This window comes from Rhodothermus bifroesti, assembly GCF_017908595.1.
Lineage (GTDB): Bacteria > Bacteroidota > Rhodothermia > Rhodothermales > Rhodothermaceae > Rhodothermus > Rhodothermus bifroesti.
This window is the reverse complement of the sequence record NZ_JAGKTL010000003.1, coordinates 167,470-179,950: the sequence shown is the minus strand read 5'-3', so window position 1 is coordinate 179,950 and position 12,481 is coordinate 167,470. Positions and strand designations below refer to the sequence as shown.

General features: G+C 55.8%; 8 protein-coding genes. 3 read left to right on the top strand and 5 right to left on the bottom strand.

Features of this window, described 5'->3' with window-relative positions; genetic code table 11:
- The first annotated feature begins 154 nt into the window (after positions 1–154).
- A complete protein-coding gene (sppA, locus tag J8E65_RS07680) occupies positions 155–1,957 on the top strand; it encodes a signal peptide peptidase SppA (protein ID WP_210375177.1) in 1,803 nt (600 codons plus the stop codon).
- 51 nt (positions 1,958–2,008) lie between these two features.
- Here the strand turns inward: sppA and J8E65_RS07675 are convergent, their stop codons facing one another.
- The 4 genes from J8E65_RS07675 to J8E65_RS07660 form a co-directional block, all read right to left on the bottom strand.
- Entirely contained in the window at positions 2,009–3,442 is a 1,434-nt protein-coding gene (locus J8E65_RS07675; RefSeq protein WP_210375176.1) for a Glu/Leu/Phe/Val family dehydrogenase, read from the bottom strand.
- A 113-nt stretch (positions 3,443–3,555) separates the two neighbouring features.
- The gene (locus J8E65_RS07670) at positions 3,556–6,486 is read right to left on the bottom strand and encodes an FAD-binding and (Fe-S)-binding domain-containing protein (protein ID WP_210375175.1); all 2,931 of its coding nucleotides are present in this window, start codon (positions 6,484–6,486) and stop codon (positions 3,556–3,558) included.
- Positions 6,487–6,516: 30 nt separating this feature from the next.
- Complete coding sequence (locus J8E65_RS07665; protein ID WP_210375174.1) at positions 6,517–7,911, bottom strand: MBL fold metallo-hydrolase; 1,395 nt, start codon at positions 7,909–7,911, stop codon at positions 6,517–6,519.
- Positions 7,912–7,996: 85 nt separating this feature from the next.
- Positions 7,997–9,367 carry a dipeptidase gene (locus J8E65_RS07660; protein ID WP_210375444.1) on the bottom strand — a complete coding sequence of 457 codons (1,371 nt, stop codon included), beginning with the start codon at positions 9,365–9,367 and terminating at the stop codon, positions 7,997–7,999.
- 163 nt (positions 9,368–9,530) lie between these two features.
- Between J8E65_RS07660 and J8E65_RS07655 the strand changes: the two genes are divergently transcribed.
- Positions 9,531–9,902 carry a hypothetical protein gene (locus J8E65_RS07655; protein WP_210375173.1) on the top strand — a complete coding sequence of 124 codons (372 nt, stop codon included), beginning with the start codon at positions 9,531–9,533 and terminating at the stop codon, positions 9,900–9,902.
- 69 nt (positions 9,903–9,971) lie between these two features.
- Positions 9,972–11,870, top strand: coding sequence for a TonB-dependent receptor (locus tag J8E65_RS07650; RefSeq protein WP_210375172.1), 1,899 nt, complete (start codon positions 9,972–9,974; stop codon positions 11,868–11,870).
- Positions 11,871–11,917: 47 nt separating this feature from the next.
- Here J8E65_RS07650 and J8E65_RS07645 read toward each other — a convergent pair whose 3' ends face one another.
- Positions 11,918–12,424, bottom strand: a complete 507-nt coding sequence (locus tag J8E65_RS07645) for a hypothetical protein (protein WP_210375171.1) — start codon at positions 12,422–12,424, stop codon at positions 11,918–11,920.
- Positions 12,425–12,481: the final 57 nt, after the last annotated feature.

Genomic DNA, 12,481 nt, shown 5'->3' with positions numbered 1-12,481 from the left:
CAGTGCCAAAAATGCAAAAGTGGTTATTTCAGCGTAATTTCCCTTTGCAAGCCTTTGCCACTGTCTACTTTCGCAGACATTAGGCTTTGTAACCTTGCTAGGGCGTGTGCGTAGACCTACAACGGCTTTCTTTAGGACCATTTACCGTAAAGCTATGCGCTTTTTTTCTGCCCTTCTGGCCAGCATTTTGGGTACCCTGATCGCTTTAGGACTAGTTTTGCTTTTTGGCTTTTTGCTGCTGTTTAGTCTGGCTTCGCTGGCCGAACGTCCACCGACGGTTCGCGCGGGCTCGGTGCTCGTGGTGGAGCTTGGCGGCAATCTTCCTGAGGTGGTCTCTGGAGATCCCTTAAGCCGCCTATTGCTTGATGAACCTGCCTACGGCTTGCGCGACCTGACGCACGCGTTGCGCAAAGCAGCAGCTGATCATCGGATCGAGGCCATCTGGTTGCGCCTTCGTGACCTAGAAGCTCCTTGGGCTACGCTGGAAGAAATTCGACAAGCTTTGCAAGAGGTTAAGGCCAGCGGCAAAATGCTCATTGCATCCTGTGAAGACTTTGGCATGGATGAAGCGGATTACTTTGTCGCCAGCGTGGCCGATAGCGTATTTGCCGGACCAGAGTCGCTCTTTGAGTTTAATGGATTGTATCTAGCCGCCGAGTTTTACAAACGGCTGCTAGATCAGCTGGATGTTGAAGCCTACGTCGTACGTGCAGGAGCTTTCAAAAGCGCTGGGGAGCCGTTTGTGCGCGAGCGGTTATCAGACGAAAACCGCCTGCAGCTTCAGGCGCTGCTTGACACGTACAATCAGCATTTTCTAGCCTCGATCGCCCAAGCCCGTAAGCTCCCCATCGAAACCCTAAACCGCTTAGCTACCGAGCAGCTCTTGCTCACAGCAGAAGAAGCAGTAGCTGCTGGTTTGCTCGACGGGCTGCGCGATGCAGCGCAAATTCAAGCCAGCTTGAAAACCCACTTGGGCTACCCAAATGAGGACCGACTTCGCCAGGTTTCACTAACCCAATACCTGCGCGTACCTGACCGCGAAGCTGGACTAGCTACCGGCAACGAGGGGGAAATTGCGGTGGTATATGCTGTCGGGACAATTGTGCCGGGCAAAAGCCGCACGGATCCTAATCCACTTTTTGGCGGACAGTTTTTAGGAAGCGAAACGCTGGCTGAAGCCCTCCGTGAAGCCCGTGAAAACAATCGCGTCAAAGCTGTTGTACTGCGCATTCATTCGCCAGGAGGTTCAGCAGCAGCCTCCGAAGCCATGTGGCAAGCCATCCGCCAAACCGCCTCCGTTAAACCCGTCATTGTTTCTATGGGGGGGTTGGCCGCTTCGGGAGGGTACTGGATTAGCACCGCTGCAGACTCCATTGTAGCCGATCCGCTAACGATCACAGGCTCTATTGGAGTGATCGGTATCCTGTTTAACGCGCAGGGCCTATTGGAAAACAAAATCGGGATTACGTTCGACCTGCTGCGCACCAGTCCTTATGCCGACATGTTTTCTGGCCTAGTGCCCCCCGAGCCTTATGAGTTGCAACGCCTTGAACAAGCCATCCTAGCCACCTATCGCACTTTCTTACAAAAAGTCTCTGAGGCCCGTGGCCTACCGGTCGACTCGGTAGATGCCCTGGGGGGCGGCCGTGTCTGGACGGGCGAAGCAGCGCATCAGGTGGGCTTGGTCGATGTGTTGGGAGGGCTAGACCGTGCCATCGAAATTGCTGCAACAAAGGCTGGACTGGCTCCCGGCACCTACCGCGTGCGCACGCTACCTCGGCCCAAGACATTTGCGGAACAGCTCCTAGAGCACCTGGAAGCCCAAGCCGCCCGTCTCGAACTGCGCACTGCCAACACGCCTGGCCTTTCGGAGACCTACCGCACTGCCTTCGAAACACTTCGACTTTTCCATGGTCAACCACTGGCTTGGATGCTGCCAGAGGTACGTATTCGCTAAGTAGCAGCGTGCCGTGGGGGACGGCGGGCTGCACCGTCCCCCACACCCTGCTCACGGAAAGATGCCTAGCTCAATGTAAGATTTGGCTACTTTTTCGATAGCACTAATAAATGCCGCCGTGCGCAAGTCAACGTTGTGCTTCCGCCGAATTGCTTGAATTTCCTGGTAAGCCGTCACCATGGTTTCTTCCAGACCGGAGTTTACCAGGTCCTCTTCGTCAGCCCCATGAGCTACCTCCTGAACCAGTTCGATGGGGACCTTTTTGCCCGTTAGGTCTTCAATCACTTCCAAAATGCGGCTAAAAGTACGCTCTTCAAATCGCTTGCTCAGCCGCCCAAACCGAACGTGCGATAAATTGCGCAGCCATTCAAAGTAAGAAACCGTCACCCCACCGGCGTTCAAATACACATCGGGAATGATAAGCACGCCTTTTTTGAGCAAGATCTCTTCAGCCTCTACCGTAACAGGGCCGTTAGCTGCTTCGGCAATGATTTTGGCCTGAATGCGTGGGGCATTCTCTGCGGTAATCTGATTCTCTAGCGCAGCAGGCACCAGAATGTCACAGGGGAGCTCCAGAGCATCTTCGGTCCGCTCCAAGTTTTTGGCACCTGGAAAGTTAAGGATCGAGCCGGTTTGCCGGCGATGCGCCATCACAGCCTCTAGGTCGAGCCCTTCAGGATTGTAAATTGCTCCTTCAATTTCCGCCAGCCCAACGAGGACCGCTCCCCCTTCGGCCAGAAACTTGGCCGCATGGTAGCCGACGTTTCCCAAGCCTTGCACCACGACGGTCTTGCCAGAAAGGCCTGTCTCAAGCCCTAAGGCTTTCATGTCTTCCTCTACGCTGCAAGCCTCGCGCACACCAAAGTATACCCCCCGCCCCGTGGCTTCCTTGCGACCGCGTACGCCGCCCTCACCCACTGGCTTACCTGTGACGCAAGCCAACGCTTCCAAAGGATTCGAGGAGAACGAATTGTACGTATCCAGAATCCACGCCATTTCGCGCGGCCCAGTCCCATAGTCTGGCGCCGGAACATCAATGCCTGGACCGATAAAGTTTTTGCGCAGCAACTCAAACGTGTAGCGCCGTGTAATGCGCTCTAGTTCAGCATCGCTATACTTTCGCCGATCGATTTTAACGCCCCCTTTTGCCCCTCCAAAGGGTACGTCCACAATAGCGCACTTGTACGTCATCAATGCAGCAAGCGCCATCACTTCGTCCTCGTTCACGGTTTCCGCGTAGCGAATGCCCCCTTTCGTGGGGAGCTTGTGATGGCTGTGCTCAGCTCGATAGGCGCGGATGACCTCAATAGAACCGTCATCCCGCTTAATTGGAAATTCCACCCGGTAGACGCTATTGCAGGCCTTAATCTGATCCAACAGTCCCTTAGGATGTTTGGTATAGGCAGCGGCTCGGTCAAAAATGCGGTTGACCTGTTCAAAAAACGAGTACGGCCGCGCCTCGACAAGCGTTTCAGGCAGTTGCATCGCGCTAAAGCGGTTGGTTGTCGGTGTTGTACAAGATCGAATGTACGCCAAACAAGTTAAAAAAGCGCTTCCAAATTGTTAAAGCGGGGTCAAAATTCGACCCCGCCAAGTTTTTAGGTCAGCGCCTGTAGCAAAATCTCTGCCGGATGCCAAGCGCGCCGGCCGGTTGTGTCGAAAATTTGCGCGCGACACGAAGTTCCGGCTGCCGCAATGAGGGTGTCTTCACTGGCTGCTCGCACTGCTGGAGCCAGGCGCCGCTCGGCCATTTTCAGAGAAATCTCGACGTGTTCTTTTTCATATCCAAAGGCTCCTGCCATACCGCAGCAGCTCGTGTCGAGCACCTCTACGCGATAATTTGGGGGCAGGGCCAGAATGCGTGCCGTTGGTCCCATGCCTACCAACGATTTTTGATGGCAGTGGCCATGCACCAGGACGCGTCGTGCCGTTTCGGTCCAACGCACCTCACGCAGGCGTCCTTCGTCGGCCAAGCGTGCCACGTATTCCTCGAAAGTAAAGACGCTGCGTGCCAGTTTTCGTGCGCGCGGATCTCCTGGCAACAGGCTGAGCAGTTCGTCACGAAACGTTAGAATGCAGCTGGGTTCTAGGCCTATAATGGGTAATTCCTGTTCGACATAGGGATAAAGCCGTTCCAGGGCCTCTAGGGCCTGACGCTGGGCCTGACTCACAAGTCCCTTTGAGATCAAGGGACGACCGCAGCAGGCCTTTTCCTCGGGCACGATTACCTGGAAGCCTAAACGCGCAAAAAACAGCGCGGCTGCTTGGGCGACTTCGGGATGATGGTAGTTGTTAAAGGTATCTGCAAAGAGCACCACGGTTGGTCCCGTAGTCGGCCAGCTTTGTTTCCGAAACCAGGTGGTAAAAGGCTCTAGCGCGAATGTCGGTAATTGGCGTTGGGCGCTGATGCCCAACGTCCAGTCCATCAATCGGCGTACGAAGGCGTTGCGCAATCCGATATTGGCCAGCCGTGCTTTCCATCCGCCTCCAATCCACCGGGCTAGCCGAGGTTGGTTGGCAAACAAACGCACGCGCAGCGGCACGCGGTTGGCCTCCCAGTACTTCGCTAGCCACTCGGTCTTCATTTTGGCCATATCGACGTTTGAGGGGCACTCCGTTTTACAGGCCTTGCATTGGATGCACAGGTCCATGACTTCGTAAAGGGCGCGCCCAGTGAGCGCTTCAACGGGCAGTGCGCCTGAGAGTACCGAACGCAGCGCGTTAGCCCGTCCGCGTGTGGTGTGCCGCTCGTCGCGCGTAACCATAAAACTCGGGCACATCGTGCCGCTTTCGAGCTTGCGGCAAGCGCCGTTGCCGTTGCACTGCTCTACTGCCCGAGCAAAGCCACCTTCTTCGGACCAGTCCAGTTCTTCGACCAGTTCGATCGTGCGATAGGTAGGCCCCATACGCAAATTTTCAGTCATCGGTGGGGTATCGATAATCTTGCCCGGGTTTAGCAGGCCATTAGGATCAAAGATTTGCTTGACTTGCCGATAGACGGCATAAAGTTCTGGACCGAGAAAAGCTTCGTTGAGCCATCCCCGCACAATGCCATCGCCATGCTCGGAAGACAGTACGCCCCCATATTTTTTAACCAGTTCCATCGAGCCTGTGGCCAGCACACGCATTTTCTCCACTTCGCGAGCATCTTTTGTGTTGAGGAAAGGACGGATGTGCAGGCAGCCTGCTGAGGCGTGCGCGTAGAGCACAGCCTGCGTATGGGTCTCCTGGAAAAGGCGCTCTAAATCAGCCACGTAGTCGGCCAAATGCTCTACGGGAACGGCAGCATCTTCAATCATGGGCAAGGGCTTGTGATCCCCTTTGACGCCCATCACCAACCCGACGCCTTCACTTCGAACAGCCCACACGTTTTGGATATGCTCGGGCTGCAGAGCGCGCACAATGGCATAGCCATAGCCAGCGCGTTGCAACGTAGCTTCTAGAGCATCGAGCTTGGCCACCAGTTCAGTCTCGCTCTCTCCAAAATACTCCGTAATCAGCACAGCACCAGGATTGCCCACGATAAACGTAGCCAGTCGCGGAGCATAGCCAGGCGCATGGCGCGTTGCTTCGATGGCCACGCCGTCAAAAAGCTCAACGGCTGCAGGTTTGGTTTCGAGAATTGTTGTCACAGCACGCAGGGCTTCTTCTCGGGTATCAAAGTGCACCACACCGAGGGCTGTACGCTTAGGACGGGGCACCAGCCCGATGGTCAGTTCCGTGACCACAGCCAGCGTCCCTTCGCTTCCGCAGAGCAGCTGTGCCAGGTTTCGGGAGCGGGCCTCAAGCAAGTATTCCAGCCGATAGCCGCTGTTGCGACGCCAGTGTTTAGGCGTATCGCGGGCAATGATGTCGCCTTTTGCCCGCAGCAAGTCGTCGAGCTCACGGTAGAGCCGACCCTCAGGGTCATTGCGCCGCATGCGTTCGGCCCAAGCGGCTTCGTCGAGTGCTTCAAAATGGACCGGCGTGCCATCGGCCAGTAGCGCGTTGACGGCGCGCACATGCTCAACCATATTGCCATAGAGTATCGAATGGGCACCCGTCGAATTGTTGGCCAGCATACCCCCCAGCGTTGCCCGCGCACCGCTGGCAGGATCAGGCCCCACCATTAATCCCAAAGGCCGTAACGCGAGGTTAAGCTGCTCCATAGTGCAGCCTGGCTCTACGCGTGCCCAGCGTTCTTCGGGATTGATTTCCAGAATGCGATGCAGGTGCGGTGTAAAATCAATGACTAAAGCCTCACCTACAGCTTGCCCAGCAAGTGACGAACCGCCTCCCCGAGGCAACACCGGGATGCTGAAGCGAGAAGCCAGCGCTAGCGCAGCCTGCACATCGTCGACATGGGCTGGAATAAGCACGCCAACAGGCTCTATCTGGTAAATGCTGGCATCGGTTGCATAAAGTGCCCGCGTCATGGCATCGGTGTAGAGCCTTCCGCGAAGCTGCGGACGCAACGCATGGCAAAAAGCCTCCAGGCGTTCGGGCGACAACGCTGGCCGCGTTGGGGCTACAACGGTTAGGGTCTCCATCCAACAGGTCTAGGTTTTTTAGGGGCTGCCTTACAACTCCAGCGGTTCGCCGGATCTCGGCAGCCACACGTGCACTTCAGGGTAGAAAAATTGAATGTTATCGGCCATCCACTGGCGTGCTTCCTCATCGCCATGCACAAGGAGCACATGCCGCGGCTGAAGGCGCTCGACCAGGCTGAGCAGGTCACGTCGGTGGCTATGGCCGCTGAAACGAAAACGAGCAACTTCACAGCGGAGGGGCTGCGGACCGCGCTGCTCCTCCAAGACTACGGTTTCGGCTCCTGCGGCTGCTGCATCCAGCAATCGCCGCGCAGGTGATCCTTCTTTAGAGAAGCCGACCAGAAAAATCCCGTGTCGTTCATCTTCCACCATGAGTTGTGCCATCTGGTTCGACAGGGAGCGTTCAAACATCATCCCACTGCTGAGCACGTAAATGGCGGGCTCCTTCAGGGCCTCGAGCACCCCGCGCAGCTTGCGCGGAAAGCGCCGTTGCTCGACGCGAAACACTTCAAAAGAAGGATCAATGCGAGGTGTAGTCAAACGCGTTCGGTCGTACAGATCAGCTATGGCGCGCATCGTACCGGCGGTGTAGACAGGCACGCTGGCCGGCAGCACCTTTTCGCGCTTGAGCCGGTCGATTACGGCTAGCACCTCTTGCGCACGGCCCAAGGCAAAAGCCGGCACCAACACGCTGCCACCCCGGTCTAACACCCGCCGCACAGCTTCTCCAAAGCGCTCTTCTTCAAGTTTACGGGTGGTGCGCTCGGCTTCTGGATCAGCGCCTGCTGTGGACTCCAAGATCAGCACATCGACAGAGGTCTCGGGGTATTCACCTCCTGGAAGAATCGCTTGGGCCCGTAGGTTGGTATCGCTCGTATAAAAAACATGCTGCCGGCGACCATTTTCCTCATGGGCGAGCAAAACTCCCGCGGCACCTAACACATGCCCGGCAAAGTAAAACCGGGCGCTTATCGGCGCGCGCCCCCGCAAGCCGGTCACATTAAATGCTTCGCCAGGCTCATGCGTCAGGTACAGGTAGCTATAGCCTTCGAGCTGCTTTTCGTCAAACAGGGGAGAAAAGGTTGTGCGGCCCTCAAGAAGCCTTTTCCGTTGCAGTCGAGCTGAAGCCGGTAGCAGCAACTCAGCCAGCTGCCGCGTAGCCCGGGTCATGTGCACCAGCACATGCGGAAATTCACGCAGCAAAACGGGCAAAGCTCCGATGTGGTCATGATGTGCATGGGTGACAATGGCGTGATCCACGTACCAATCTAGTTGGCGATGAATCAGTTCAAACCGAGGCAAACTTGCAGGCCCTTCTTTGTTCGGATCGAGCCCTACGTCCAAAAGTAACCCCGTCCCATCCAGCTTGAGAAAATGACAGTTGGCTCCTATCGCCTCGGTGTCACCCAGCGCAACAAATATCATTGCCGTTACGTGCAAACCTTCACTTCGAACGCTTTGGCCAAGCGTCCAAACCGTTGAGAAAATTTTTTTGTTTCTCCAGACCGCACTACGCGCCCCCGTAGCATTGCCAGAAATAGATGATGCTTTCAATACCCTGCCGGAAGCGATCTAGCCCAAAGTGTTCGTCAGGGGCGTGAATCGCATCCGAGTTTAGGCCAAAGCCCATGAGCACGCTATCGAGCCCCAAAAGCTGCTTAAAATCGGCTACTACAGGAATAGACCCTCCTTCACGTGTGAAGTAGGGCCGACGGCCAAACACGCGCGCCATCGCCTCAGCAGCTGCCTGCAGGGCTGGATGCCGGGTATTCACCAGCACCGGACGGCCTCCATGCAAGGCGGTAAAGCGTAATTGGCAAGTAGGCGGAGTATGCTGCTCAAAATAGCGTTGCGTTTTTGCTATAATATCTTCAGGATCTTGGTCGGGCACCAAGCGCATGGAAATTTTGGCGCCAGCCTTGGCCGGTAGCACCGTTTTAGCCCCTTTTCCTTGATACCCTCCCCAAATGCCGTTGACGTCCAGCGTCGGCCGCGCAGTGATGGCTTCCAAAATGGTATAACCTGCTTCGGTGCGTACCGCCGAGACGCCAATAGCCTTCATCCAGGCCTGCTCATCGAAAGGCAATTCCCGAAAGGCCTGGCGCTCCTCTTCAGTTAATGGCCTTACGTTGTCGTAAAAACCTGGGATGGTTATGCGATGCTGGGCGTCGTGCAAGCCTGCAATCAGCCGTGCTAAGGCATTGATGGGGTTTTCCACAGCACCGCCATAAACACCCGAGTGCAGGTCACGCACCGGGCCAGTGAGCTCAACCTCGACGTACACCAGCCCACGCAGACCATAGGTGATCGAGGGGACGCCTGGCGCAAAAAGTGCCGTATCGGAAATCGCTACAACGTCGGCTGAAAGCAACGAGCGATGTGCCTCAATAAACGGCCTAAGGTGCACCGAACCCGACTCTTCTTCACCCTCAATCAAAAATTTTAAGTTTACAGGCAGCGTGCCGGCTGTCTTCAAATACGCTTCGGCGGCTTTCACGTGCATGAACAGCTGCCCTTTATCGTCGGAAGCCCCCCGGGCATAAAGCACTCCATCCTGAATCCGAGGCTCAAACGGCGGCGAGGTCCACAGCTCTAGGGGATCCGGGGGCTGCACATCGTAGTGGCCATAAACCAACACAGTAGGCCGGTCGCTTCCAACCTCGTATGCTGCATAGACTATCGGATGGCCCTCGGTTTCAAAGATTTCTACGGTCTGGAAACCCAGTGCCCGAAAATGATCGGCTAGCCAAGCAGCTGCACGCCGCACTTCACCTGCATAGTCTGGATCGGTACTAATAGAGGGAATCCGAAGCAGGTCTTGAAGCTCGGCTACAAATCGCTCAAAATGGGTATCGACGTAAGCTAAAGCCTGATGACGCATAGCTTCTGCCAATGTGCTCAAAGACAGCGGGACTTGATACGTAGCCTCAAGCGTAAAGTGCCATTCATTGAAGTTGTGCGGGTTTTTCACACAAGATTTTCCTCAGGGAGTTGCCCTAAAACGTCTTTTTCGCTCCTTTATAACAGAAATGCTTCTGCTGGCCATGTGGCGCCGCTTTAAACCTGCTCGCTGGCTATCGTTTGGGCTTAGCATCGTGCTGCTTGGGCCCATTGGGCCATGGTCGGCGCTGCGCTTCATCAAAGCACCTGCGCATGCGCTGGTAGCCTGCCACCACATGGCCTGCCCACATCATGGGAGACCATGCACCTGCCACAGCCCTGAGGGGACGCCGCTTTGGCAGCGTTGCAACGACGCGTCCAAGGCCATGCCAGGCAGCACGATGCCGTACGGTCCACTGCCCGCCCCAGCGACGGTTGGGATGCCTGAGCAGGCTACACGGCATGTGCCTCATATCTCCTTTCTCTGCGCTCTTCGCCTAACGGCAGATATCTTTCATCCGCCGCGCAGCCTGTAGAACACCTGCTGTAGGACAGGTTCTAATGCCTTTCAATCCGTTGCTTAGTAACCCAACGTGAAGAAAATCATGGCTGCGCATGTTTTGCTTCGCCGTCTAGGGTGGAGTGTTTTGCTATGTTTTGTTGTAGCCAGCACCCTACAAAGCACCTATGGCCAGACCGATACCAGTCGTGTGGCCTTTGAGGTTGTGCTTGAACCAGTTACGATCACTGCACGCGTGCTGCACCTTGGCACACGTGAAGCTACGATAGGCAAAGAAGCCCTCTATCGGATTGTAGAAGATCAGGGGATAGGATTGATCCGCCGTGGAATGGCGCTGACGCCTGATTTTTACTTGCGGGGATTCAAACGGGGCGAGATTGAAGTTACCATCGATGGTGAGCGGTTCTACAATGCCTGCCCTAATCGCATGGATCCGCCCCTGGTGCGGGTAAATCCACTAGAGCTCATGGCTGTAGCAATTGACCCCAGTGGTCTGGCGTTGCAGTCGGGACTCGGTGGGCGCGTGGCTTATCAACGCCGGCCGCCTACGCAGGCTTGGTCGGTTACGGCCATGTTCCAATCGCGCTTAGCGGCAGAATCCAGTTTTGAGGGTGCCCTTAGCGCTTCTGGGCAAAACCACAGGCTGTCGCTACGCTGGCTTAATCCGCGTTCCTACACTACAGGTCGCGGCCAGTCTTTTGGCGACTTGTACGGCTATCGCGATGCGCACATACGTGGCCAGTGGCTTGAAGGCAACCTAGAAGGCCGTCAGGGTAAGCTCCAATATGGCGGGGGGTACTTTGTGACCCGTGACATCGCTTTTCCTTACCTGACGATGGACGAGCGTGAAAACCAGATGGGACACGCCTTCATCGCCTTTGCAGGCCATCGACTGTATGCAAACTATAGCTGGCATGGGATGGATAACGGCCTACGTGCCTCAGCCTCCACGATGCCTATGGAAACCAAAGCCCGCACGTTTACCATCGGTCTAACAGGCACTGCTCAGCACACCGACTATGAACTTTTTTATCGTTTCTGGAAGGCGGAAAATATCATGGGTGCGAGCATGTCCATGACGCAAAACGTCATTCCTTCGGCTCGTGTGTTTTCCGGTGCCATGGGGCGGACGTTTACTTGGCAGGCCCTATCGATGAGCGGTCGCATTGGGCTAACCCACGTTGCCATCGGAGACAAAGAGCGCCTGGAACTGTTTCGAATGCTGCATCCCCGTGCGCAAACGCAACGCTGGTTTGTACCGTTGGCGCTTGGCATTGCCTATCAAAAAATGAACGCAGCGTTCTGGTGGGGCCTGCAAGCCGAGTTGGCCAGCGAGGCGCCGCAAGTGGAACAGCTTTATTTTGGGCTGCGCCGCATGATGGGCCAGCCCCATTGGGTCGCCAATCCTACACTGGCCCAGCCTGTACGTGCTGGACTGCAAGCCAGTAGCAAGTGGCAAAACCTAGAGCTGCGTTTTTATGGCACGCACGTCTGGAACTACGTCTATTTGGAACGTCGGCAAGCTTATGCTATGAACTGGCAGACCTACAGCAGCGTGCGTGCTTTATTGATTGGAGGTGAGGTACGCTTGGCGCTACCCTGGGGTTCGCTGCAAACCAGCTACACGTGGGGTGAAAACCGCTCCCATCACACGCCCCTGGCTGAAATCCAACCCTGGACAATCCAAGCCAAAGTTCATACGCCCGAGCAACAGGCACTTCAGGGCTGGGCGAGCCTAATGTATCAGGCCCGTCAGGGTAGGGTGGATGCCACCTTAAACGAAACCCCAACGCCTTCGTGGTATCGCATCGACTTGGGCGTACGCTATCGCTACAGGCCAGTAGAAGTGCGCTTGGACGTGCACAACGTGCTCAACCGCACCTATCGGCAGCATTTGTCCTACCTGCGCAATCCTTATGCGGCAGGCATGGCTGTCTACGAACCTGGCCGCATGCTTTCTCTTAGCCTCGTGCTACAGCACTAACAAAAAAGCCCCGCCAGATTTTGGGCGGGGCTTTTTTATTGCTGCGCTTACAGCTCACTTTCGTCACGCCAGCGGCGCAATCGCCAAGGGGAGAGCGTGTCGGGCCGCACCAGCAAAAAATTGACATTGCCGCTACTTCGGAAAAGGCTGCCCTGCTCGAGGGTTACCAGCAGACTGAAGGAGCGCACTACCCGGGCCTGCCGGCCTTCGTCGAAAACTTCTTGCATAAGGATCTGATTCCAGCGCAGCTGAATGGTACTTGTCCCCAGAAAGAGCCGACGCGTTGCTTCTAGTTCTTGCGTAAAACCCCATTGGCGCTCAACTTGTGCATCGGGATCATAAAAGACAAACACAAAAGCTGAGTCCAAGAGGGGCTCGTAGAGGCTGATGTCACGCAGTTCATAGGCTACTTGGAAATTCTGAAAAAAGCCTTCGATGGTGCGTGGATCGCCCATAAAAGCCGCAAAAGGATCACCTTCTTCCAGCGCAGGCGCAAAAGGATTGCACCCGGCCAGCCATAGGCTCCATCCAATAAGCAGTGTAAAGCGTTGCATACTCGGCCGGCTTTCCTCGTAAAAACTACAACATGCAGGCCTGGAGAAAAAGTCTAC